Origin of the sequence: Leifsonia sp. NPDC080035 (genome assembly GCF_040050925.1) — a bacterium.
GTDB lineage: Bacteria > Actinomycetota > Actinomycetes > Actinomycetales > Microbacteriaceae > Leifsonia.
This window is the reverse complement of sequence record NZ_CP157390.1, coordinates 198,337-221,440: the sequence shown is the minus strand read 5'-3', so window position 1 is coordinate 221,440 and position 23,104 is coordinate 198,337. Positions and strand designations below refer to the sequence as shown.

Here is a 23,104-nt window from a genome sequence, read left to right as displayed (position 1 = left end):
CGGGAGACGGCGGCGGCCCCGGTGTCGCCACCGGGGCCGCGCGTCACATCGTCAGTCGCCGGTCCCGGTCGCGATGCAGCTGGCGACCGCGAACTGACCGGACGCCTTCTGCTCCGAGACGACCTTGCCGTCGACGGTGATGCTGCAGGCGACGTCGCCGCCGTCCTGGCCGGCCGTCGCCGTGACGGAGAAGCTGCTGAAGTCGAACGTGCCGCCCTTCTTGACGGTGGTCGTCTTGGTCCACGGCAGCGCCTGGTCGGACGCGCTCTCCGACTTCGACCCGCCGTCCGAGTACGCCGTGTAGACGATCGACGCGGTGGTGCTGGTGCCGGTCACGTTGTAGACGACGTCGACGGGCTGCGAGGCGACGGCCTCGTCCTGCTTGATCGACTCCTTGATCGACGAGTCGACGGCCGCGGCGAACATCGCGGTGTACGCGATCGAGAGCACGATCGAGAGGATGATGGCGACGCCGGAGAGGATCGTCCCGGTGAGCGCGAGGCCCTTCGCCTTGTTCTTCTGGACCAGCCCGACGATCCCGAGGACCAGGCCGATGAGGCCGAGGAACCAGGCGCCGTAGTTGAGGAACGGGATGAACGCCCCGATCAGGGCGAGGATGCCCAGGATGAGGGCGGCGATGCCGAGGCCGTTCCCGGACTTGGCCGGGGCGGGAGCCGCGTACTGCTGTTCGGGTGCAGGAGGCGGGGGGAGCGTGCTCATTGAAGATCCTTTGCTGTGGGTGATCGTGCAGTGGAGGTTCAGGTCCCCCAAAGCCTTCTCAGACTTTCAGAATCGAGACATCCTCGTCCAACCCCCGAAGGGGGGAGCGGCGGCCGCCGGGAGAAGGGGACGCGACCCGCCGTTCCGCGGGTGCGGATGCGGCGTGTCGCGTCCCCTCGGCGAGGGCAGCGGGGCTCAGTCGGCGCAGACGCGGCGGATGAACGTGGTCACGTGCTCGCGCAGGGCCTCGATGCGCTGGAGGCGCGCCGCCTCGACGTCGAAGCCGACGTAGGCGAGGGCGGGGCGTTTGCGCACGTTGGTCGAGCACTCGAACCCGGAGCACACGAGCGTGCCGAGCGTGTTGCCGTTGCGGCCCGCGGCGCCCGCGCGCTTCGCGATGAAGAACACGACCTCGTTCGGGAGGTGCACGTCCTCGCACCACGAGCACTGCGGCCGGCTGCGGACCCCGCCCTCGGCCTTGCGGAGCAGGACGCCGACGAGCTCGCCGTCGACCTCCGCCACCACGTACCCGAGGTTCGGGTTCTTGCGGTCGCGCCAGCCGAGGAAGTCGATGTCGTCCCAGCGAGTGGCGGCCAGGTCGGGGAGGGTGAGCTCCTTGCGTTCGCGCTGCGAGGCGTTCACGAAGGAGGAGCGGAGCTGCTGCTCAGTGAGGGGAAGCATGGATGAATGTCCTGTCTGTCGTATCCGGCAGGGGTCGCCGACGGCGCCGCAGACCGGTGGATGGGATGCTCGCGACGCGGCGGCGGCACGACGGCACGACGGCACGGCCGCACGATGGCGCGCGGCTGGCCGACGGCGCGGCGCCGCGCTGACGCGAGCGGGGGCGCGCCCGAGAGCGGGCGCGCAGGATCACCGGAACAGGTGCAGGGCTATCTCACGCCGGCGATGACGACGCCGACGACCTCCAGACGCCCCGAGGGCGGAGACGAGATGAGCTGATTCACCCGGACAGTCTACGACACGCCCGGGATGCCGCGACGACCTGGGGATGGACGCGGTGTCGATTCGGTCGAGAGGAATCGCCATCGTGTCGATACACGCGGGGCGGCCGCGCTGCCTAACATCCTCTGCATGACCAGCGTTGCCATCGAAGACGAGCCCGACACCGACAGGCTGCGGATCGAGGACGTGGTCATCCTCGGCTACGACTGAGCACGAGGGCCGGGAAGGGAAGCGCGGCGGCGACCGGCACACCCGAGATGCCGATCGCCGCCCACCGGGAATCGCAGTACTGCCGCCCGTCCCCATACGGTCCGGCCTGCCGTCCGGTTGCTTAGTGCACACAGTAATCGGGCGGAACGGGTTGTCAACCCCGGCGGCGGAACATCCTCACTCGACCTCGGCGGCGAGTGCCGTGATCGCGGCCGCCACCGGCCCCGGCGCCTCCCACGCGGTGAAGTGCCCGCCTTTCGACAGCCGCTCGAAGCTGCGGATGTCCGTGTAGCTCTTCTCGGCGAGGCTCCGCGGGTACTCCGCCTCGTGCCGCTGGACGAGGATGCTCGCAGGCACCTCGATCACGGGGTGCAGCTCGTCGCCCGGCGGGGACTCCGTGTACGGCCGGAAGCTCGTCCCGATCGACCGGGTGACCCAGTAGAGCGCCACGTTCATCAGCAGGCCCTCCGGGTCGTCGTCGACAAGGGCGTGCCCGTCGCTCCACGCCCGTACCTTCTCGGCGATCCAGGCGAGCAGGCCGCTGGGGGAGTCGACGAGGGCGGCGGCCAGCGTGTCCGGACGGGTGCCCTGCTGGTGCGCGTAGCCGGACTCGGCGGGCACCGCGACCGACGCGAGGAACGCGCGCTCCTCGTCCGTCAGCTCGACGCCCTCGCGGCTGCGGGCCGAGAACGACGCGTGCGTCGCGACGATGCCGACCGCGGCCGGATGCGCGCCCGCGAGCCAGTCGCTCACCCCGGCCCCGACGTCCTCTCCGTAGGTGAGGTAGCGGTCGTAGCCGAGTTCGCGTGTCATGAGAGCGTCCCAGCGATCCGCGACCGCCGCGGCGGAGAACGGGACGGGCAGCGCGCCCGAGAAGGCGTACCCGGGCAGCGACGGGACCACCACGTCCCTGCTGCCGCCCAGCGCATCCAGCAGGGGGAGCATGCTGGCGAACGAGTACGGCCAGCCGTGGGTCAGCACCACCGGCAGCCGCTCGGGATGCGCGCTGCGCACGTGCACCAGGTGGATGCGGCAGCCGTCGACGGTCGTGACCGCCTGGTCGTACGCGTTCAGCCGCGACTCGGCCGCCCGCCAGTCGAACGCGCGCCAGCGCTCCACCAGGGAGCCCAGCACCGCGGGCGGGATGCCGGCCGACCAGTCCGGCCCCGGCGTCTGCTCCGGCAGGATGGTCGCGTCGAGGCGGCGCTGCAGGTCGGCGATCACGTCATCGGGCACGGCGATGCGGAAGGGTTCCATGCGCCGACGCTACGGGTGACCACCGACAGTCCGCGCGTAATGTGGAGGCATGGCCGAGGACCGCGGACAGGACAGCGATCCCCGCCTGGAGGCCGTCCGCTACCGGCTGCGCCGCGACGCGGAGGCCCGCGGGGAGAGTGTCGAGGAGAACAACGCCGGGCAGCCGACGATGGACCAGAGGGCGCACGTCATCGAGAACGCCATCCAGCAGGCGATCCGGCGCGGCGAGTTCGACGATCTGCCGGGCGCGGGGAAGCCCTTGCCAGGCCTCACCGGCACGCACGATCCCGACTGGTGGATCCGCCGCAAGATCGAGCGCGAGCAGCTGACCGGCCTGGGGCCGCCGGCGTTGACGCTCCGCACCGAGGACGCGGGCCTGCACGCGAAGCTGGACGGCCTCGGCTCCGAGCGCGCCGTCCGGGAGCACCTCGAGGACTTCAACCGCCGCGTCGTCGACGCGCGCCGCCAGCTGCAGGGCGGCCCTCCCGTCGTCACGCCGACGCGGAACGTGGATGCCGAGGTGGCGGCGTGGCACGACCGCCGTACCGAGCGCATCCGGGCGGCCGAGGCGGCGCGTCGGGCGGAGGAAGAGGCGATGGCCGCGCTCAGCAGGCGCGAGCGGAGGCGGTTGCGCAAGGGGCGCTGACCGCGCCCCGCGCTCACTCCGACAGGTGCTGGTTCGTGTTCGTGTAGACGATGGAGTCGGCCGTCGCCCCGACGAGCCCGAGCGTCACGCGCAACAGCTGCGGCGGGAGGCCGTCGTTCGGCGGCGGGGTGTCCGCGCCCAGGGTGTAGGAACGGCCGTCGGCCGTCGTCGCGGTGATCGAGTCGAGGTAGACCTGCACGTGGCCCTTCAGCGTCATCCTGTCCGCCGTGGTGGCCAGCGACGGCCCGGTCTGCTTGCGGACGGTCAGGCTGAAGCCGTCGATGGTGATGCTGTCCGCCGTCAGCTTGAGCACCGTGGTGCGCGAGCCGTCCGCGAGCGGGACGGTGACGACCGAGATACCGGGGAGTCCGGTGAAGGAGAGCGACCGGCTGCCGAGCTGCGCGGGCGGCTGCGTGAACACCGGGGCGCCCGCGTCCGGTCCAGAGGGGGCGACAGGAGTCGGCGTCGCGGAGGGTGCGGGGGCCGGGGTGCCCGACGTCCCGGGGCCGGCGGGCGTCCCCGGGACGCCGGGCACGCCGGGGAGGCCGGGCACACCGGGCAGCGTGGCGGTCGGCGACGGCGTCGGGGTCGGTGTCGGCGAGCTGCACGGCATGATGATCGGGATGCAGAAGGCCGTGCGCGCCGAACCGGATGCCGGCACGGGTGCGGCGCCGAGCCCGGCCACCGCGACCGTGGCGCACGCGAGAACGGCGCCGGCCAGGGTGCGAAGACGGGTGGTCCGCGCCGCGTTCACGCCGTCGCGTCCTTCGGTTCCGGTTCCGCGTCCTCCGCTGTCGCCGTCGCGGCGGGCTCCGACGCCTGCTTCGGCATCCACGCCACCGTGAGCACGCCGCCGACCGCGGCCAGCAGCATCCCGACGAAGAACCCGCCGAGGTTGACGCCGACCAGCGAGTAGACCGCGACGGCGAGGGCGATCACGCCGTAGAAGATGCGGTGCGCCGGCATCGCGATGACGAGGATGCCGAGCAGCACGAGCAGGAGCGGGATGATCGTCGCCTGCAGCCCCTCGATGCCGAGCTGGACGTGGATGCGCCCGATGTCGAGCTGGCCGGAGAAGAACATCTCGATGCCGCCGAGTGCCGTCAGCACGCCGCCGACGAACGGGCGGCGCTTGCGCCACACGCGGAATCGGGCCCAGGCGCCCGAACCGTCGTGCGCAGCAGCGCGGCGGACGGCGTGCGCGTTCAGAAGCATCCCTTCGAGCCGTCCGTGAGCTGGACGTGCATGCCGCTCAGCGTGAAGACGGAGGCCTGGGTGCTCCACGCCGTCTGCTTGAGGTTCGAGATCGTGACGGTGTCCGCGTCCTGGGCGAAGTCGCCCGCGGTGCCCTTGGCGGCGGTGTTCACGGTGGAGGCGTCGACGCCGATCCGGATGTTGTGGAATTCGGACTCGCCCTTGAGGTCGGTCATCCCGATCTGGAGGTCGGACGCGGAGGCGGGGTTGCCGCCGCCGCCCGCGGTGATCAGCATCCCGACCTTGCCGAGAGGCGTGTCCGTGACGACGGACTGGCAGAGGTCCGCGAGGGTTGCCGACTTGATGTTCGCGATCGCGACCTGGTGCTCCTTGCCCGCGGTGTCCGGGGCGACGCCGGCGTACTGCGAGAAGCCGGTGCCGTCGAGCTTCGACGCGCTGATCTGGAACTGGCTGCCGGAGACGGCGAACGAGACGGGGACGGCGCCCTGGGCGACGCCGGTCATCAGGACGGTGGAGACCACGGCCACGGGCACGGCGGCGAGCACGATGCGTCCGGTGTGCGAGCCGGCGAAAGAGCGGAACTTCATCGATCCTCCTGTTCGGGGGACTTGACAGCGACGGTGCAATCAGCCCTCTGCGAGCATAAACGCTATTGACCGATTGTCAATAGCGGGGCTCGCGCCGCGGCCAGACCGTGTAGGAGACGGCCCAGAGGGTATCGATGAGGAGGATGATGCCTGCGATCCGACCCGCGTCGAGCAGCGCCTGCGTCCGTGACGGGTCGCCCGCGAGCACCCACAGCAGGCCGAGAACGGCTGCGGTGATCGCGACGGCGAGGAGCGACCTCCCCACATGCAGCCAGCACGCCTTCGTGTACGCGGCTCCGAACTTCTTGCGGGGAGCGTCGCCGCCGGCGAAGCGGTGCGCGAACCGGACGTCCGCCCAGCGGATGAGCGCCCGGCCGTACGCGACCGAGAAGCCAAGGTAGATGGCGGCGAGGCCGTGCGCGAAGGTGGCGGTCGCGCCGGCGCGCAGATCCAGTGCCGTCGCGGTGAGCAGGACGAGGTCCGCGGCGGGGGAGAGGGCGAGCAGCACGGCTCCGAGCCGGGGGCGGCGGAGCAGGTAGCGGGCGCTCAGCCCGAGGGCCAGGAACACCCAGAACAGCACCTCGCACGCGACGACGACGACGATCAGCACGGATCCCCCTGTTTTTCTAGCACGACCGTATTACAACGAAGGATGCTAGCACGCTCGTGCTACGCTCCGCTGCGTGCCAAGGACGATCGACCACGACGCGCGCCGCGCCGACCTCGCCGAGGCGGTCTGGCGCATCATCCTCTCGCGCGGCATCGGGGCGGTGTCGGTGCGCACGGTCGCGGCGGAGGCGGGCGTCGCCGTCGGCTCGCTGCGCCACCTCTTCCCGACCCGGTCGGGACTGATCGCCTTCTCGGCCGAGCTGATGATCGCGCGTGCGACCGAGCGCGTCCGCTCGGTCGTCCAGCGTGGCGACCCCGCCGGCGACGCGCTCGCCCTGCTCCGCCAGCTGCTGCCGCTGACCCCGGAGAGCAGGGCAGAGCTGGAGGTGAACCTCGCCCTGATCGCCGAGACGCCGGCGCTGCCGGACCTCGCGGACATCCGCGACGAGGCGGCCGCGCAGATCCGGCAGCTCTGCCGGAGCGTCGCGCTGTCGCTGACGGGCGCCTCCGCCGACGCGGCCGGGCTGGAACGTGACGCGCGCAGACTGCACGCCATCGTCGACGGACTCGCCCTGCAACTGCTGCACGGCCCCGCCGCCGACGGTCTCGCGTCGCCGGCGGAGCAGGCGGCGGCGCTGGACGTGCTGCGCGCCGAGATCGCACGTCTCGGCGCAGAGGCCGGCCGTTAAGCTCGAACCATGGAGACCGACCGGCGCACCCGGCTGACCCCGGACGAGCGCCGGGCCCAGCTTGTCGCGCTCGGGGTCGCATTCCTCGCCGACAACGCGCTGGACGAGCTCACCATCGAGGACCTGTCGGCGCGCGCCGGCGTCTCACGCGGACTGCTCTTCCATTACTTCGGCTCGAAGCAGGGCCTGCATCGCGAGGTGGTCCGCACCGCGCGCGATAGCATGCTGCACGCGACCGAACCGGTGGCCGACCTGCCGCCGCTCGATCGGCTCCGCGACACGCTGGCGCGCATCGTGGCGTTCGTGCGCGAGCACCGCGGCACCTTCTACTCGCTCGTCCGCGGTGTCGCCAGCGGCGACGAGGAGGTGCGCGCGGTCGTCGAGGAGGCGCGCGGCGAGCAGGCGGAGCGCGTGATCGCCGTGTTCCTGGAGCTCGGCGTCCCGGACGGACCGCTGCTGCGCATCGCCCTGCGCTCCTGGATCGCCTTCGCCGAGGAGGCGCTCGTCGAGAGCGCGATCGGCACCGACATCCCGGACGAGCGCATCGTGGCCTTCCTCGAGCGCAGCGCGCGCGGTGTGGTGGATGCGGTGGAGCAGCCGGCCTAGATCCCCTCCTCCTCCACGTCCTCCTCGGTCAGGATCCCGTCGTCCGGATCCTCCTGCGCGTCGTGCTCGTCGTACTTCGGCTGCGCCTCCGCGCCGGGGTCGTTGCCCCAGACCGTGTCGCCGGCGACCGCGTCGTTGGTCACCAGCTCGTCGGCGAAGTCCGCCTCGGCGATCGGGTCGTCGGCCGCGTAGTCCACGTCGCCGTCGTCGACGTCCGTCCAGCCCGCGGTGTCGCCCGCGTCGGCGTCGCCGATCTCGGGTGCGTCCGCGCCGTCGTCGGGAATGCGATCCATGCTGGTCTCCTCTCGTGGGGTGGATGCCGCGACCGTACACCCGGGACCAGGACGCGCAGAAGGCGGCCGATCGGGTGATCGGCCGCCTTCTGCGTGGTGCGGGAGGGGAACTACTTCGACGGGGTCGGGAAGGTCACCGATCCGCTGTTGCCGGCGTCCTTGACCGCGGCGGCGACGAACGCCGTGAACTGCTGCGCGTTCGTGAAGCCGCCCTGGTAGCGCTCGCCGTTGACGAACACCGTCGGGGTGCCGAAGCCGCCCTGGGGACCGGCCAGCTGCTTGTCGCCGACCGCGTCGTTCGTGCGGTTGGTGATGAACTTCTCGAAGGTCTGCTTATTCACGCAGTCCGTGATCGTCTTCGACTCGACGCCGTTGTCCTTGAAGATCGAGAGGATCTCCGCGTTCGTCAGGCCGGTGCCGGTGGACTCGTCCGGCTGCTTGGCGAACAGCGCGCTGTTGAGCGCGAAGAACGTGTCCGGCTGCTCGTCGGCCACGCAGGCCATCGCGGCCGCGGCGCGGGTCGAGTACTGGTTGTTCTTCGCGGAGTCGAGGATGGCGACCGGGTGGATCTCCAGCGTCGCGCTGCCGTCGTCCATCATCTGCTTCATCTGCGCCGCGTTCGTGGTCTCGAACTCGTTGCAGTAGGGGCACTGGTAGTCGAGCCAGATCTGGATGTGCGCGGTCTTGCCGTCCAGCGTCTGCTTGGTCGGCGTCGGCTGCGCACCGGATGCGATGGCGGGCGTGGTCACCGCCTTGTCCGACTTCTCGAGCAGGAGGCCGCCGCTGAGCATGTTCTTCGGGTTCGCCACGTTGCTGGAGGCGCTGACGCTGGTGAAGATCACCACGCCGACGATCGCGAGCACGGCGACGATGCCGACGATCACCGAGCTCTGCACGATGACCTTGCGGCGCTTCGCCTTCTTCGCAGCCTCCTCGCGCATCCTCCGGGCCGTCTCGCGCGCCTCCTCGCGGCGGTCGCGCTTCGTCGGGCCCGAAGCACCCTTACCAGTAGCCATTGGCGTTTCTTCCATTCGACGGAGGACAGATTCCCTGACGATCGTATGGGGAAATAGCTTTGGATGCGCTGAGCCGGGTGGCCTAGCGTAGAGGGCGTGACAGCGAGCGGGGGAGCCCGATGACGACAGGCGATCAGGACGACCGCAGCGAGGGCTCCGAGACCGCCGCCGCCGACTACGCGCAGAGGCTCCGCCGCCTGGAGGGCGCGCGCTGGCGCAGGCTCCTGAACGTGCAGGCGCCGTACCGCTGGAACATCCGCCGCCTCGGCCTCGGCCGCGTGCTCGACATCGGCTGCGGCCTCGGCCGCAACCTGGCCCACCTCGACAACGACAGCGTCGGCGTCGACCACAACGCCGATTCGATCGCCATCGCACGTTCGCGGGGCCTCACGGCGTTCACGAGCGCGGAGTTCCCCGGCAGCGGCTACGACGTGCCCGGTGCGTTCGACTCCCTGCTCTTCGCCCACGTCATCGAGCACGTCTCCCCGGAGTACGGCGTCTGGCTGGTGAAGGAGTACCTGCCGTACCTGAAGCCGGGCGGAAAGGTGTGCTTCATCACCCCGCAGGAGGGCGGCTTCGCCAGCGACGCGACGCACATCACCTTCACCGACTTCGACGGACTCCGCCGGCTGAGCGACGCCACCGGCCTCACCGTCGACCGTCAGTTCAGCTTCCCGCTGCCACGGTTCGCGGGCAAGGCGTTCCGCTACAACGAGTTCGTGATGGTGACGCACCGGCCCGAGTGACGGGCGCTTCCGGTCGAGCCGTCCCTCCGACGGGGACGTTGTGCCCGGATGCGCCGGGCCGGGATACTCGCCACGAGGATCGGAGGGATCGTGGCGAGGGTGAAGCTCGGTCGGAAGGGCTGGATCGCCGTCGGCGCCGGCGCGGCGCTTGCGCTGGTGATCGGTGTCTCCGCGACGGCGGCCGCGCATCGTTCCGGCCCGGACGACGCCGAGCAAACGTACAAGGCGGTCGCGAGCTTCTCGGACGACACCGGTCCGTCGGCATCGCCGACGCCGGTCGTCGAGACCGCCACGGTGACGGCGACCGAGCCGGTGCCGTTCGCCGAGAAGACCGTCGAGGACGCGAACCGGGATGCCGGCACCAGCACGGTGACGACGGCGGGCGTCGCCGGGGTCCGCACCAAGACCTACCGCGTGACGACGACGGACGGCGTCGAGACAGCGCGCGAGCTCATCTCCGACACGGTGACGACCGCACCGGTCGATCAGGTCACCACCGTCGGCACCCGCCAGGCGCCCGTCGAGGCACCCGCTCCCCAGGCGCCGGCCGCGCAGGCTCCGGCGTCCTGCGACCCCAACTACTCGGGCGCCTGCGTTCCGATCGCCTCGGACGTCGACTGCGCGGGCGGAAGCGGAAACGGCCCCGCCTATGTGGCAGGGCCGGTCCGCGTCGTCGGTCAGGACATCTACGACCTGGACAGGGACGGGGACGGCGTCGCCTGCGAGTGACCCGCCACCGGCACCAGGCGCTGCAGCTGCGTGACGTGTGCCGGCGTCAGGTCGGCGAGGGTCGGCACCTCCAGCAGCTTCATGGTGCGCACGATCTGGTCCTGCAGGATCTGGATGGTGCGGTCCACTCCCGCGCGCCCGCCCGCCATCAGCCCGTACAGGTAGGCGCGGCCGATCAGCGTGAACTTGGCACCGAGCGCGTAGGCGGCGACGATGTCGGCGCCGTTCATGATGCCGGTGTCGATGGCGACCTCGGTGCGGTCGCCGACCGCCTCCACGACCTGCGGCAGCAGGTGGAACGGGATGGGAGCGCGGTCGAGCTGGCGTCCGCCGTGGTTGGAGAGCACGATGCCGTCCACACCGAGGTCGACGAGCTTCCGCGAGTCCTCCACGTTCTGCACGCCCTTGACCACGATCTTGCCCGGCCACATGCCGCGGATGACGTCGAGGTCGGCGAAGCTGATCGAGGGGTCCATCGCCGCATCCAGCAGCTCGCCGACGGTGCCGCCGGTGGACGACAGGGAGGCGAACTCGAGCTTCGGAGTCGTGAGGAAGTCGTACCACCACCACGGCCGCGGGATCGCGTTGACGATCGTGCCGAGCGTCAGCTGCGGCGGGATCGAGAAGCCGTTGCGCTTGTCGCGCAGGCGGGCGCCGGCGACGGGGGTGTCGACGGTGAAGAACAGGGTGTCGAAGCCGTTCGCCGCGGCGCGCCGGACCAGCTCGTAGGAGATCTCGCGGTCGCGCATCACGTAGAGCTGGAACCAGTTGCGTCCGGTCGGATTGGCGGCCTTCACGCCCTCGATGGAGGTGGTGCCGAGCGTGGAGAGCGTGAACGGGATGCCCGCCGCTCCCGCAGCACCGGCGCCGGCGACCTCGCCCTCGGTCTGCATCAGCCGGGTGAAGCCGGTCGGCGCGATGCCGAAGGGGAGCGCGGAGGGTCCGCCCCAGATCTCGCACGAGGTGTCGACGGTGGACACGTCGCGCAGGATCGACGGGTGGAACTCGATGTCCTGGAACGCCTGGCGGGCGCGGGCGAGCGAGATCTCGCCCTCGGCCGCGCCCTCTGTGTAGTCGAAGGCGGCCTTCGGCGTGCGGCGGCGGGCGATGCGCTGCAGGTCCTCGATGGTGAGGGCGGCATCCAGCCTGCGCTTCTTGGCGTCGAGCTCCGGCTTCTTGAACTTCATGAGTTCCAGGAGCTCGGCGGGCTGGGGGAGCTGTCGTGTGACCATGTGCTGCCTAACGGGATTCGTGGATGGGTGCGGACGGGGATGCATCGCGGTAGTACCCGCTGATGTGGTCGTGGATGCGGGTGCGTGCGGCGGCCGGGTCGCCGGAGGCGATCGCGTCGATCACCGCGCGGTGCTCGCCGCGGAGCCGCTCGGCCATGTCCTCCCAGACCGGGATGCGCGCGAGCCCGGCGATCACGTAGCCCTCGATGGAGCTGCGCAGCCCGGACATCATCGCGGCGACGACCGTGTTGCCGGACGCGTCGGCGAGGGAGAGGTGGAACTGGGCGTCGAGGGCGAGGAACTCCTCCGCGGTGAGGGCGGGGTCGTCCATTGCGTCGAGCAGCTGGCGAGCATCGGCGAGGTCTGCCGATCCGCGATCGGCGAGGTCGGCCGCGACCGCCGTCTCCAGCAGGAGCCGGGTGCGGACGACGTCGGCGACGGGGAAGCCGCTGGCCGCGACCTGCAACCGCATCAGCGCCTGCATCCCGCCGCCCGGCCGGGCCACGATGATCGCGCCGGAGCTCGGACCGGATCCGGTCTGGGTGCGGACGAGGCCCATCGCCTCGAGCACGCGGATGGCCTCGCGGACGCTGGAGCGTGCGACGCCGAGCTCGGCGGAGAGCGCGCGTTCGGCGGGGAGGTGGTCGCCGGGACGCAGTCGGCCGTCGACGAGGCGTGCCTCGATGTGGGCGAGCACGCCCTCCCAGGCCCGCGGCTCCGCGGTCATCGCGCCTCCTGTGGTCCGACCATGTGGTCCGACCACAGTAGCACGCGCTCGCCAGGGCTGACATTTGGCACAAATGGCGTTCCCGAGCGGCGCGAAACCGACATTTGGCACAAATCGCGCCGAAAGGGGTCGACGCCATTCGGCGCAGATCGGCGCGAAGGGAGGCGGGGTGGCTACTCGGCGGGAGCGGCGGTGCGGCCCATCTCGACGTCCTCCACACGCGAGCGCGGCATCGACAGGCCCGCGACGATGGTGAGCACCGCCGCGATGGCCACCGCCACGAAGACCGCGGTGGATGCGCTCTGCACCGCCGCCGGATCGTGCGCCCCGGACGCGGAGGCGCCGATGATCGCGTTCGCGATCGCACCGAAGACCGCCACGCCGACGGCGCTGCCGATCGAGCGCGCGAACATGTTGGTGCCGGTGACGACGCCGCGCTCGTTCCACGGCACGCTCGACTGCGCGGCGATCAGCGTCGGGGTGGCGATCAGGCCCATCCCGAGTCCGGCGACGAAGCAGCTGATCGCGACGAAGAGCACGCTCGGGTGCGTCGACGTCAGGGCGAGCACGGCCGTGCCGACGATGGCGATGCTGGTGCCGAGCAGCGCGGTGCTGCGGAAGCCGATGCGGAGGTAGAACCGGCCGGAGAGGCTGGCGGCGATCGGCCAGCCGAGGGTGAGCGCGGCGACCGCGAGGCCGGAGACGATGGGCGGAACGCCGACGGTCCCCTCCAGATAGGTGGGCACGTACGAGGTGAGGCCGATGAGGATGGCGCCGACGCCCAGCGAGATCAGCGTCGTCGTGACCAGCAGCCGGCGCGAGAACACCCAGAGCGGCATGACCGGCTCGGCCGCCCGCCGCTCCACGAGCGCGAACGCGACCAGCAGCAGCGCGCCGAGCGCGAACGCCCCGATGCTCCACACCGAGTTCCACGCCCACGCCTGTCCGCCCTCGAGCACCGCCAGAATGATCAGCGTCATGCCCGCGGTGAGCAGGATCGAGCCCGCGTAGTCGATGCGGTGCCTGCGGCGCTCGATCGACTCGTGGAAGGTGCGGATGAGCATCCATCCGGCGAGGATGCACAGCGGGATGTTGACGAAGAAGATCCAGCGCCAGGAGAGGAACTGCGAGAAGACGCCGCCGAGCGTCGGCCCGACCACCGACGAGATCGCCCAGACGCTCGCGAGGTAGCCCTGCGTCTTCGCGCGCTCGGCGACGGTGTAGATGTCTCCGGCGATCGTCATCGACATCGGCTGGATGGCGCCGGCGCCGAGACCCTGGACGGCGCGGAATGCGATCAGCGCCGGCATCGACCAGGCGAATCCGCACAGGATCGACCCCACCAGGAACAGCGCGATGCCCACGAGCACGATCGGTTTGCGGCCGAGGGTGTCGGAGAGTTTCGCGTACACGGGCACCGAGACCGCCTGCGCGAGCAGGTAGACGGAGAACAGCCACGGGAACTGCGCGAACCCGCCCAGGTCGCTCACGATCGACGGCACCGCGGTCGCCAGGATCGTCGCGTCGATGGCGACGAGGCCCGTGGTCAGCATCAGGGCGATCAGGATGGGGCCGCGCTCGGAGCGGAAGCCGACGCTCGCTCGGGTGGGTTCGTTCACACGGGACAACAACACGGTGAGGGGGCGAGCATTCCCGCTTGACGTGAAAGAAGGGAGCGCGCACAATCTGAAACATGTCTTTCACATCCCGTCCGGAGCGCCGGGCGACGGTCAGCGACCCGAGGGCGCTGCGCGCGCTCGCGCACCCGCTCCGGCTGGCCCTTCTCGACTACCTGCTGGCGTTCGGCCCGCGCACGGCGAGCGAGTGCGCCGAGGTGGTCGGCTCCACCGCATCCAACTGCAGCTACCACCTGCGCGCCCTCGCGAAGTTCGGGCTCGTGGAGCGGGTGGATGCGGAGGACGGCCGCGAGCGCCCGTGGCAGACCACGGCGACCGGCCTGCAGTTCGGCCGCACCGACGACCCCGGCTTCCGGCTCGGCTCCGACACGACGGAGCGCTTCCTCGCCGACCGTCAGGTGGACGAGGAGGCGGACCGCGTCCACCGCGCCATCGCGCAGCGCGACGACCTGCCGCCCGCGTGGCGCGACGCCAGCATCCTCTCCGCCTACGCGCTCCGCATCGCCCCGGACGAGCTGCGCGAGCTGGGGGAGCGGCTGGATGCGCTCATCCGCCCCTACATCGCGCTCACCAGGGAGGACGCCCCGGCCGACGCCGACGTCGTCGCTCTGCACCTGAACGCCTTCCGGCACCCGGACGCGCCATGAGCGGGACGACGACGACCGAGCGCACGCGCTCGCCGCTGCTGAGGCGCGACTTCGCCCTGATCTGGTCCGCCGGCCTCGTCTCCGACACCGGCGACTGGCTGCTGATGATCGCCCTGCCGCTGTTCGCGTTTACGGCGACCGGGTCGGCGCTCGGCGCGTCGACCGTGTTCCTGGCGGAGCTGATCCCGATGCTGCTCGTCGGCTCGTTCCTCGGGGTGCTCGTCGACCGCTGGGACCACCGCAGGACGATGGTCGTCACTGCATTGCTGCAGTCGGTCGCGCTGCTCCCGCTGCTGGCGGCGAGCGCCGACCGGATGGGCATCGTCTACGCGGTCGCGGCCGTGCAGGCCTGCCTCGGCGCCGTGATCAACCCTGCCAGGCAGGCGCTCGTCCCGAGCCTGGTGGGGCCGCAAGATCTCGGTCGTGCGAATGCTCTCATCGCCGTGAGCGACAACCTCGCCCGGCTGGTCGGCTCCCCGCTCGGAGGCCTCGCGTTCGCCACGCTCGGCCTGCCCGGCGTCGTAATCGTGGACGCGGCGACGTTCGTGGTCACCGCCCTCCTGGTCGCGCTGAGCAGACCGCCGCGCCCCGCCGCCGCAGTTGCGCGGGAGGGCGTCCCCGCCGTCGAGCGCCGGCTGCTCCGGCAATGGCTGGAGGGGCTCGGCGAGGTCGTGCGGTCCAGGACCCTGCGGACGATCGCCGTCGTCACCGCGCTCGGCAGCGTCGCGCAGGGTCTGTTCCTCGTCCTCTTCATCGTCTATGTCACGCAGGAGCTGGGCGCGGGAGACCCCGAGGTCGGGCTGCTGCGCGGTGTGCAGGCGATCGGCGGCGTGCTCGGGGGCCTGCTCACCGGGCTGCTGCTGCGCCGGTTCAGCACCCGGGCGCTCGTCGGCGTCGGCTACCTCGTGTTCGGGGCGCTCTCCCTGCTCACCTGGAACCTGGCGCCGGTCACGACGGCGGTGTGGGTCTACGCCGCGCTGTTCGTGGCGATGGGCATCCCGGCGGTCGCGACGGCGACCGGCGAGATCACCCTCGTTCAGACGGTGACCCCCGGTGACCGGCTCGGACGGGTGATCGCCGCGATGACGACGCTCGCAGGCGCTGCGCAGGGTCTCGGCCTGCTCGCCGGCGGCGTGCTCGCGGAGTGGTTCGATGTGGTGCCCGTGCTCGATGTGCAGGCGTCCCTCTATCTGCTGTGCGGTGTGCTCGCGATCGTGTTCCTCGGCTCGCGGAGGGTCGCCGCGCGGCAGGGAGACGGGGAAGGCTAGCCGTTTTGCTGCGAAAACCCGCCGGAGTTGCCGGGGGTTTTGCGGTTCGGCACGTAGGGTGTCGGTGTGTGGCGACTGGATAGGAAGAGCGAGGACGACGACATGGCGTCGGCCGTGCCTGACGGCGACGCCATGCGACCGGCCTCCAACACGACGGCTCCGCACTCGCTGAGCCTGGGCGACCCCGGCCTGGTCGCCGGCAACATCGCCGAGCCGGTCTGGCTGAAGTGGCGCGAGGAGATCGCGGCGATCGGCGGTGTCTCGCCGCTGCTGCACTTCGAGGACAGCCCGCGCACCCGCATCGAGCTGAGCACCACGCATCCCGGCGGCCTTCCCCAGTTCATCACCGGGCGGAGCACGCTGCTGTCGAGCCTGATCCGCGACGAGCTGGCGCTGCGCACCGCGCGCGCCGCCGCGAACGCGATCACGGCGAAGGGGATCGAGCTGCGCTCGGTGCGCGGCATCGAGTCCGTCCACCTCGCGATCGGCCTCGCCCAGTGGCGGCACGGCACGGAGGAGTACAGCGCTCCGATCCTGCTGCGCCCGCTGGCCATCCGCCGCTACGGCCGCGACTTCGAGCTCAAGCTCAAGGGGCAGCCGTTCCTGAACCCCGAACTCTCCCGCGCGCTGGCTGAGCAATTCCAGATCACCCTCGACGCGGACGCGTTCGTCGCGCTCGCGCTCGACAACGGCGCCTTCAAGCCGCAGCCGGTCATCGACCGCCTCCGCGGGCTGACCTCGCACCTGCCCTGGTTCAACGTGCTGCCCCGGCTCGTGGTCTCCTCGTTCGCCGACGTCGCACCGGAACTGCGCGCCGAGGCCGACGACCTTGACACCCCGCTGCTGGACGCCCTCGCCGGCAACCCCACCGCCCGCATCGCCATCGAGAGCGCGTTCAACCCGGTGGAGCCGATCCGCCAGGACGAGCGCCCGCCCGCCACCGACTCCCTGCTGCTGGACGCGGACGAGGAGCAGGAGAACGTCGTCGCGCAGATCGCGGCGGGCAACTCCCTCGTCGTGAAGACGCTGCCAGGAACCGGCGGCACGCAGACCATCGTGAACGCGATCGGCGCCCTCGTCGCCCAGCACAAGCGCGTGCTCGTGGTGACCCCGCGCCGCTCCAGCCTGGAGGACATCGCGCAGCGCTTCGCGAAGGTCGGCCTGCCCGGCCTCGCGGTGACGCCGCGCACGCTCCGCCGGGACCTCATCCAGTCGATCGGCCGCAACGAGAAGGCCGAACAGCCGAGGGTCACCGACGTGGACGAGGCCCTCGTGCGGCTGCGCAAGGTGCTCATCGACTACCGCGCCGCGCTCGCCCGCCGCGACCCGGTGCTCCGGGTGTCCGTGCTGGATGCGCTCCGCGAGCTCTCGCGCCTGGCGCTGCTGCCGTCGCCGCCCTCCACCACCGCGCGCCTCGGCCGCCGCTCGATCGAGATGCTGGCGAGGGACCGCGACGCGGCCGCCGACGCCCTCATCCGCTCGGCGCGGCTCGGCGAGTTCCGCTACGGTCCGAGCGACTCGCCCTGGTACGGCGCATCCTTCTCCACCACGGAGGAGGGCAAGGCCGCGCACGACCTCGCCAAGAAGCTGAACCGCGCGGAGCTGCCGCGCCTGATCGAGCGCGCCAAGGCGCTGATCGGCCAGACCAGGATGCGCCCCTTCGAGTCCATCGCGGAGCTCGGCGTCTACCTGCGGCTGCTGCTCGACGTGCGCGAGACGCTCGACAAGTTCACCCCCTCGGTCTTCGACCGGTCGCTCGCGGAGCTGATCGCGGCCACCGCGTCCCGGCGCGAGTCGCCGGCGATGTCCGGCGCGAACCGGCGGCGGCTGCGCAAGCTGGCGCTCGAATACGTGCGTCCCGGCGTTCACGTCACCGACCTCAACGAGAGCCTGCGGCGCATCCAGCAGCAGCGCATCCTGTGGAACCGCTTCGCCGTCGCCGGCGTCGTGCCGGAGGTGCCGGTCGGCATCGCCGACGTGCAGGTCGCGTTCCAGCGCGTCGCCGAGGACCTCGCGCGCCTGGACATCCCGCTGCGCCGCACCGGGACCCCGCAGTCCCTCGCCGCGCTGCCCATCGACGAGCTGACCAGGCAGATCGCCGGCCTCGCCGCCGAGTCCGAGGTGCTCGCGAACCTGCAGGAGCGCACCGCGCTGCTCGACCAGCTGCGCGACCTGGAGCTCGACCCGTTGCTCTCCGACCTGTCCAACCGGCACGTGCCGGAGACGCAGGTCTCCGCCGAGCTGGAGCTCGCCTGGTGGCAGTCGGTGCTGGAGGCGCTGCTCGCCGGCGACCGCGCGCTGCTGAGCGGCAACACGTCCGTTCTCGATCGGCTGGAGGCCGACTTCCGGCTCGTGGACGAGGCGCACGCCTCCGCAACCGGCAAGCAGCTGGCGTGGATGCTCGCCGAGACCTGGAAGATCGGCATCGTGGACTGGCCGGACGAGGCCGCCGCGCTCAAGCGTCTCCTGAAGTCGGGGACGCCGACCGCCGCCGCCCTGAACGACGCGGCGCCGCACCTGGCGCGCCCGATCGCCCCGGTCTGGCTGGTGTCGCCGTACGAGGTCCCGGCGATCCGCGCCGACGTCGCCTTCGACGCCGTGCTGCTCGTGGACGCGGGTGCCGCGAGCCTCGCCGAGTGCGTCCCTGTCATCCGCCGCGCCAGGCAGATCGTCGCCTTCGGCGACCCGGTGACCCAGACGCCGTCCCGCTTCGACATCGGCGTGCACGAGTACGGCACGACGACGGGAACGGTCGACGTGGACGAGCTGCACGCGGACTCCGCGCTCGCCCGGCTCTCCGAGCTCCTCCCCGTGTACACGCTCACCCGCAGCTACCGCGCCGGGGGAGAGGACCTCGCCGAGCTGGTCAACCGCCGCTTCTACGGCGGCATGATCGACTCGCTGCCCTGGGCAGGCACCTACCTCGGCCACGGCAGCCTCGCGCTGCACTACGTGACCGGGGGCCAGGGCATGCCGGACAGCGACACCGGCGCCGTGGAGAGCACGGACGCCGAGGTCGCGCGCGTCGTCGAGCTGGTGCTGCGGCACGCGACCGAGCGGCCGCGCGAGTCGCTGATGGTGATCACCGCGAGCGAGCGGCATGCCGTCCGGGTGAACCAGGCGGTGCTGTCCGCCTTCGCCAAGCGCAGCGAGCTGGCCGACTTCATCCTCGGCGACCGGCCGGAGCCGTTCACCGTCGTGACGCTCGACCAGTCGGTCGGGCAGAGCCGCGACCGCGTCATCTTCTCGATCGGCTACGGGCGCACCCCGCACGGCCGCCTGCTCTCCAACTTCGGGGCGCTCGCGGAGCCGGGCGGCGACCGGCTGCTCGCGGTCGGGATGACCAGGGCGCGCCGCGGCATGGACATCGTCTCCTGCTTCCGCCCCGACGACATCGACGAGTCCAGGATGCGGCACGGCATCGCCGCGCTCGCCCAGGTGCTCGGCGAAGCGGACCAGCTGCAGGCCGCCGTGCCCGCGTACCTGAGCCCGGACGCCGACCCGATGGTCGCCGACCTGGCCAAGCGTCTCGCCCGCAAGGGTCTGGATGTGCAGCTCGGCTACCGCGGCAAGCTCACGCTCGTCGCCTCGCACGAGGGCCGCGCGGTCGTGGTCGAGACCGACTCGGACGTGAACAGGGGGAGCCTGCGCGAGACGCTCCGGCTGCGTCCGGACGTGCTGCGCCGGCTCGGCTGGCACTACCTTCGGGTGCACAGCTTCGAGCTGTTCGCGGACCCGGACGCCGTGGCCTCGCGCATCGCGGCGCTCATCGGGGCCGGCGAGCCGAGCGCCGAGACGGCGCCGATCACACTTCCCGTCCTCTGAGCCGGGGCACCCGGGTTAGCCTGGAACGGTGAGCACCAGCACGCCCTCCGAGGACCGCCCCGCGCGCCGGCACCGCCGCGTCCAGCGTGAGGGTGCGCCCGGCACCGACCCGGCGCCGCGCGTGCCGGACCGCGACCGCGAGGACGGCGCCTGGTCCCCGAACGACGACCAGCTGCGCCGCGACGTCCCCCCGCACTGGTAGCAGCGCCTCGACCGCGGCGGCGAGTGTCCCTTCCTGGTACGAATGCCCCCGCGAGCAGGGCCGCAACGTACCGAACGCCCACAGTCGTGGGCGCGCGCGACGCTCGCGGGCTAGACCTGGGGGTCGGCGTGCTTGCCGGGGGTGGCCGGCGGCGCCTGCTGCGCCTGCAGCAGGTCGCGGATCTCGGTGAGGAGGTCGAGCTCCGTGATGGGCGCGTCCGGCTCCACAACGCCCTTGTTGCGCAGGCGCTCGGCGCGCTGCTTCAGCTTGTTCAGCGGGAAGACGAACGCGAAGTAGACGACGACCGCGACGATCAGGAAGTTGATGACAGAGCCGATCACCGCGCCGAACTTGATCTGCGAGTGGTTCAGCTCGACGATCAGCGCGTTGTCGAGCTGGTCGGCCTTGAAGAAGGAGCTGATCAGAGGGGTGATCAGGTTGTTCACGATGGAGGTGACGATGGCCGTGAACGCCGCGCCGATGACGACCGCGACGGCCAGGTCGAGGACGTTGCCCCGCAGGATGAACTCTTTGAAGCCCTTGATCACGACCGATCCTTTCGCCGGGTGGGTGGTGGGGTGGCTAAGCGGCGGAGCCGGACGAGGACGACGACGATCCGGACGAGGACGACGATCCGGATGACGACGAGGACGAGCCCGACGAGGACGAGCCCGACGACGACGAGCCGGACGACGACGAGCCGGACGACGACGATCCGCCTCCCGACTTCGCCCCGCCGCGCGAGTCGGTCCGGTAGAAGCCGGAGCCGTTGAACGTCACGCCGACCGTGCCGAAGACCTTGCGCAGGTGCCCGCCGCAGTTCGGGCAGACTGTGAGCGCGTCGTCGGTGAAGGCCTGCTGGATGTCGAAGGCGTGACCGCAGTCGCGGCACGTGTAGGAGTAGGTGGGCATCGTCTTCCGTGTTCTCGGGCGGATCAGGTGAACTGGACGATCCGGGTCGGCGTCACGGCGCCGTCCACCGGCTGGTCGTGGCGCTCGCGCGGGACCTCGTCCACGAGCTCGCCGTCGAAGAGGACGGCGTACACCGGGGGACATTTTTCCATGCTGCCCAGCGTCTTGTCGAAATACCCCCGGCCCCAGCCCATCCGCATCCCGCGCGCGTCGACCGCCGCTGCCGGGATCAGGATGAGGTCCACGTCGTTGATCGCGATCGGGCCGAGCAGCTCGCCGACCGCCTCCGGCATCCCGAACAGCCCCTCGGTCTCCGTCTCGCCGTCGCCGGTGGTCCAGTCGAGCAGCCCGTCCTCGCGGGAGATCGGGAGCAGCACCCGCAGCCCCTGCGCGTGCGCCCAGTTCAGGAACGGGCGCGTGTCCGGCTCGATGGGGGTCGAGAGGTAGCAGGCGATGGAGCGGGCGGAGAGGTCGGTCGCGAGGTCGACCAGGTGCCGCGTGATGCCCGCCGTTGCGGTGTCGCGCTCCGTGGTCGTGAGGTTCTGTCGTCGCTCGCGCAGTTCGGCGCGCAGGGCGCGCTTGCGATGGGCGGCAGTATCCGAGTCCATAGCCCAATCCTAGAAGATCGCTCCGCGGCCTCCAGAAGTACGGATACTGTAGCTGGCATGGTGAACCACGTCACGAAAGCAGTCATACCCGCAGCGGGACTGGGGACGCGCTTCCTCCCCGCGACGAAGGCGATGCCCAAGGAGATGCTGCCGGTCGTCGACAAGCCGGCCATCCAGTACGTGGTCGAGGAGGCCGTCGACGCCGGCCTGCACGACGTCCTGATGGTGACCGGGCGCAACAAGAACGCACTCGAGAACCACTTCGACCGCAACGCCGAGCTCGAGGAGACCCTCATCAAGAAGGGCGACACCGACCGGCTCGAGAAGGTGAACTACTCGACGGCGCTCGCCGACCTGCACTACGTGCGCCAGGGCGACCCCAAGGGCCTCGGCCACGCCGTACTGCGCGCCAAGATGCACGTCGGCCGGGAGCCGTTCGCGGTGCTGCTCGGCGACGACATCATCGACGCCCGCGACGAGCTGCTGTCGAAGATGCTGGATGTGCAGAACCGGTACAACACGACCGTCGTCGCCCTCATGGAGGTGCCGCCGGAGTCCATCCACCTGTACGGCGCCGCCGCGGTCGAGGAGACGGGTGAGGAGGACGTCGTGCGCATCACGGGCCTCGTCGAGAAGCCGAAGCGCGAGGACGCCCCCTCGAACTACGCGATCATCGGCCGCTACATCCTGCGCCCGGAGGTCTTCGACGTTCTGGAGCGCACGGAGCCGGGGCGCGGCGGCGAGATCCAGCTGACCGACGCCCTCGAGTCGATGGCCCAGGCGCCCGACTGGACCGGCGGCGTCTACGGCGTCGTGTTCCGCGGCCGCCGCTACGACACCGGCGACCGGCTGGATTACATCAAGGCGATCGTGCAGCTGGCGGCGGACCGCGAGGACCTCGGCCCCGAGCTGCGTCCGTGGCTGCGCGAGTTCGCGGACGGCCTGGCGGACGAGCCGGAGGAGATCGTCGAGGAGATGCCGGCCGAGCCGGCCGAGCCGCTCGAGTCGGTCGCCGACACGACCCGCTGACGGCCGAGGCATAGAAGGAGCACGCCGTGGCGTTCGTCATCCCCACGCTGAGCGAGGGGCGGATCGGGTTGCGCCCGATCCGCCTCCGCGACGCGCGCCCTCTGGAGCGGTCGCTCCTCGACAATCGCTCCTGGCTGCGCCAGTGGGAGGCGACGAGCCCGTATGCGCCCGGCGCGTTCGACACGCGCGCCAGCATCCGCTCCCTGCTCGCCAACGCCAGGGCCGGGCACGGGCTGCCGTTCATCGTCGAGTACGACGGCCGGCTCGCGGGCCAGCTCAACGTGTCATCGATCGCGTACGGCTCGCTGTCCAGCGCCACCATCGGCTACTGGATCGCGGAGGAGTTCGCCGGCCGCAACATCACGCCGACCGCGGTCGCCCTGGCCACCGACTACTGCTTCTTCCAGCTCGGCCTGCACCGGATGGAGATCTGCATCCGCCCGGAGAACGCGCCGAGCCTGCGCGTCGTCGAGAAGCTCGGCTTCCGCTACGAGGGCCTGCGCAGGCGCTACATCCACATCAACGGCGACTGGCGCGACCACTTCTCGTTCGGGCTGGTGTCGGAGGAGCTCCCGCAGGGCGTGCTGCGCCGTTGGCTGGACGGGAACGTCCCCGAGGACGCCGCGACCATCACGGCCGAGGACCGGGCGGCGGCGGCCATCCCGCTTCCGGTCGCCCGCCAGCACTGAAAGAAGCCCCATCCGGGCAACACACCCGCGCGCCGACCGTGG

The 23,104-nt window shown here is 71.2% G+C and carries 27 protein-coding genes; 12 read left to right on the top strand and 15 right to left on the bottom strand.

The annotated features are described in order from the left end of the window. Nucleotides 1-51: 51 nt before the first annotated feature. Nucleotides 52-720, bottom strand: coding sequence for an MmpS family transport accessory protein (locus AAME72_RS01090; protein ID WP_348788416.1), 669 nt, complete (start codon nt 718-720; stop codon nt 52-54). 195 nt (nt 721-915) lie between these two features. Next, nucleotides 916-1,401 carry an FBP domain-containing protein gene (locus AAME72_RS01085; RefSeq protein ID WP_348788415.1) on the bottom strand — a complete coding sequence of 162 codons (486 nt, stop codon included), beginning with the start codon at nt 1,399-1,401 and terminating at the stop codon, nt 916-918. Between the two features lie 6 nt (nt 1,402-1,407). On the opposite strand from AAME72_RS01085, the gene AAME72_RS01080 reads away from it, so the two are divergent. Beyond that, nucleotides 1,408-1,680, top strand: coding sequence for a hypothetical protein (locus tag AAME72_RS01080; RefSeq protein WP_348788414.1), 273 nt, complete (start codon nt 1,408-1,410; stop codon nt 1,678-1,680). Nucleotides 1,681-2,070: 390 nt separating this feature from the next. Here AAME72_RS01080 and AAME72_RS01075 read toward each other — a convergent pair whose 3' ends face one another. Further along, complete coding sequence (locus AAME72_RS01075; protein WP_348788413.1) at nt 2,071-3,150, bottom strand: epoxide hydrolase family protein; 1,080 nt, start codon at nt 3,148-3,150, stop codon at nt 2,071-2,073. A 49-nt stretch (nt 3,151-3,199) separates the two neighbouring features. Here AAME72_RS01075 and AAME72_RS01070 point away from each other — a divergent pair, with 49 nt between their 5' ends. Next, nucleotides 3,200-3,796, top strand: coding sequence for a DUF1992 domain-containing protein (locus AAME72_RS01070; RefSeq protein WP_348788412.1), 597 nt, complete (start codon nt 3,200-3,202; stop codon nt 3,794-3,796). A 13-nt stretch (nt 3,797-3,809) separates the two neighbouring features. On the opposite strand, the gene AAME72_RS01065 is transcribed toward AAME72_RS01070, so the two are convergent. The 4 genes from AAME72_RS01065 to AAME72_RS01050 form a co-directional block, all read right to left on the bottom strand. Continuing rightward, entirely contained in the window at nt 3,810-4,550 is a 741-nt protein-coding gene (locus tag AAME72_RS01065; protein ID WP_348788411.1) for a hypothetical protein, read from the bottom strand. Next, on the bottom strand, nt 4,547-5,011 hold the full coding sequence (locus AAME72_RS01060; RefSeq protein WP_348788410.1) for a DUF6114 domain-containing protein: 465 nt from the start codon (nt 5,009-5,011) through the stop codon (nt 4,547-4,549). The genes AAME72_RS01065 and AAME72_RS01060 overlap by 4 nt, the downstream gene beginning before the upstream one ends. Beyond that, complete coding sequence (locus AAME72_RS01055) at nt 5,002-5,598, bottom strand: DUF6230 family protein (protein WP_348788409.1); 597 nt, start codon at nt 5,596-5,598, stop codon at nt 5,002-5,004. The genes AAME72_RS01060 and AAME72_RS01055 overlap by 10 nt, the downstream gene beginning before the upstream one ends. Nucleotides 5,599-5,674: 76 nt before the next feature. Next, complete coding sequence (locus AAME72_RS01050; protein WP_348788408.1) at nt 5,675-6,208, bottom strand: hypothetical protein; 534 nt, start codon at nt 6,206-6,208, stop codon at nt 5,675-5,677. 73 nt (nt 6,209-6,281) lie between these two features. On the opposite strand from AAME72_RS01050, the gene AAME72_RS01045 reads away from it, so the two are divergent. Further along, nucleotides 6,282-6,896: a TetR family transcriptional regulator C-terminal domain-containing protein gene (locus AAME72_RS01045; RefSeq protein ID WP_348788407.1), complete on the top strand. Its 615-nt coding sequence runs from the start codon at nt 6,282-6,284 to the stop codon at nt 6,894-6,896. Between the two features lie 9 nt (nt 6,897-6,905). Beyond that, a complete protein-coding gene (locus tag AAME72_RS01040; RefSeq protein ID WP_348788406.1) occupies nt 6,906-7,502 on the top strand; it encodes a TetR/AcrR family transcriptional regulator in 597 nt (198 codons plus the stop codon). On the opposite strand, the gene AAME72_RS01035 is transcribed toward AAME72_RS01040, so the two are convergent. After that, on the bottom strand, nt 7,499-7,795 hold the full coding sequence (locus AAME72_RS01035) for a hypothetical protein (protein ID WP_348788405.1): 297 nt from the start codon (nt 7,793-7,795) through the stop codon (nt 7,499-7,501). The two genes, AAME72_RS01040 and AAME72_RS01035, sit on opposite strands and share 4 nt — an antisense overlap. Nucleotides 7,796-7,905: 110 nt before the next feature. Next, nucleotides 7,906-8,811 (bottom strand): thioredoxin domain-containing protein, encoded by a 906-nt coding sequence (locus AAME72_RS01030; protein WP_348788404.1) that lies wholly within the window; start codon nt 8,809-8,811, stop codon nt 7,906-7,908. 119 nt (nt 8,812-8,930) lie between these two features. Here AAME72_RS01030 and AAME72_RS01025 point away from each other — a divergent pair, with 119 nt between their 5' ends. Both AAME72_RS01025 and AAME72_RS01020 read left to right on the top strand, forming a co-directional pair. Then, on the top strand, nt 8,931-9,557 hold the full coding sequence (locus AAME72_RS01025; protein WP_348788403.1) for a class I SAM-dependent methyltransferase: 627 nt from the start codon (nt 8,931-8,933) through the stop codon (nt 9,555-9,557). A gap of 90 nt (nt 9,558-9,647) precedes the next feature. Next, complete coding sequence (locus AAME72_RS01020) at nt 9,648-10,286, top strand: G5 domain-containing protein (RefSeq protein WP_348788402.1); 639 nt, start codon at nt 9,648-9,650, stop codon at nt 10,284-10,286. On the opposite strand, the gene AAME72_RS01015 is transcribed toward AAME72_RS01020, so the two are convergent. The 3 genes from AAME72_RS01015 to AAME72_RS01005 all read right to left on the bottom strand — a co-directional run bounded on the left by AAME72_RS01015 (nt 10,244) and on the right by AAME72_RS01005 (nt 13,864). After that, on the bottom strand, nt 10,244-11,518 hold the full coding sequence (locus AAME72_RS01015) for an alpha-hydroxy acid oxidase (protein WP_348788401.1): 1,275 nt from the start codon (nt 11,516-11,518) through the stop codon (nt 10,244-10,246). The two genes, AAME72_RS01020 and AAME72_RS01015, sit on opposite strands and share 43 nt — an antisense overlap. 7 nt (nt 11,519-11,525) lie before the next feature. Further along, on the bottom strand, nt 11,526-12,245 hold the full coding sequence (locus AAME72_RS01010; protein ID WP_348788400.1) for an FCD domain-containing protein: 720 nt from the start codon (nt 12,243-12,245) through the stop codon (nt 11,526-11,528). 173 nt (nt 12,246-12,418) lie between these two features. Continuing rightward, nucleotides 12,419-13,864, bottom strand: a complete 1,446-nt coding sequence (locus tag AAME72_RS01005) for an MDR family MFS transporter (RefSeq protein WP_348788399.1) — start codon at nt 13,862-13,864, stop codon at nt 12,419-12,421. Nucleotides 13,865-13,938: 74 nt separating this feature from the next. Here AAME72_RS01005 and AAME72_RS01000 point away from each other — a divergent pair, with 74 nt between their 5' ends. The 4 genes from AAME72_RS01000 (at nt 13,939) to AAME72_RS00985 (ending at nt 19,824) form a co-directional block, all read left to right on the top strand. Continuing rightward, nucleotides 13,939-14,529, top strand: a complete 591-nt coding sequence (locus AAME72_RS01000; protein ID WP_348788398.1) for a helix-turn-helix domain-containing protein — start codon at nt 13,939-13,941, stop codon at nt 14,527-14,529. Continuing rightward, complete coding sequence (locus tag AAME72_RS00995; RefSeq protein ID WP_348788397.1) at nt 14,526-15,797, top strand: MFS transporter; 1,272 nt, start codon at nt 14,526-14,528, stop codon at nt 15,795-15,797. Before AAME72_RS01000 ends, AAME72_RS00995 begins: the two co-directional genes overlap by 4 nt. Before the next feature lie 66 nt (nt 15,798-15,863). Then, nucleotides 15,864-19,622, top strand: coding sequence for an AAA family ATPase (locus tag AAME72_RS00990; RefSeq protein WP_348788396.1), 3,759 nt, complete (start codon nt 15,864-15,866; stop codon nt 19,620-19,622). Between the two features lie 28 nt (nt 19,623-19,650). Next, nucleotides 19,651-19,824, top strand: a complete 174-nt coding sequence (locus AAME72_RS00985; protein ID WP_348788395.1) for a hypothetical protein — start codon at nt 19,651-19,653, stop codon at nt 19,822-19,824. A gap of 110 nt (nt 19,825-19,934) precedes the next feature. Here AAME72_RS00985 and mscL read toward each other — a convergent pair whose 3' ends face one another. The 3 genes from mscL to AAME72_RS00970 are packed head-to-tail and all read right to left on the bottom strand — an operon-like array spanning nt 19,935 to nt 21,344. Further along, nucleotides 19,935-20,372 carry a large conductance mechanosensitive channel protein MscL gene (mscL, locus tag AAME72_RS00980; RefSeq protein ID WP_348788394.1) on the bottom strand — a complete coding sequence of 146 codons (438 nt, stop codon included), beginning with the start codon at nt 20,370-20,372 and terminating at the stop codon, nt 19,935-19,937. 34 nt (nt 20,373-20,406) lie between these two features. Then, entirely contained in the window at nt 20,407-20,736 is a 330-nt protein-coding gene (locus AAME72_RS00975) for an FmdB family zinc ribbon protein (protein ID WP_348788393.1), read from the bottom strand. A 23-nt stretch (nt 20,737-20,759) separates the two neighbouring features. After that, the gene (locus AAME72_RS00970; protein ID WP_348788392.1) at nt 20,760-21,344 is read right to left on the bottom strand and encodes a 5-formyltetrahydrofolate cyclo-ligase; all 585 of its coding nucleotides are present in this window, start codon (nt 21,342-21,344) and stop codon (nt 20,760-20,762) included. 57 nt (nt 21,345-21,401) lie between these two features. Between AAME72_RS00970 and galU the strand changes: the two genes are divergently transcribed. Next, complete coding sequence (galU, locus tag AAME72_RS00965) at nt 21,402-22,373, top strand: UTP--glucose-1-phosphate uridylyltransferase GalU (RefSeq protein WP_348788391.1); 972 nt, start codon at nt 21,402-21,404, stop codon at nt 22,371-22,373. Between the two features lie 26 nt (nt 22,374-22,399). Then, on the top strand, nt 22,400-23,062 hold the full coding sequence (locus tag AAME72_RS00960; RefSeq protein ID WP_348788390.1) for a GNAT family protein: 663 nt from the start codon (nt 22,400-22,402) through the stop codon (nt 23,060-23,062). Nucleotides 23,063-23,104: the final 42 nt, after the last annotated feature.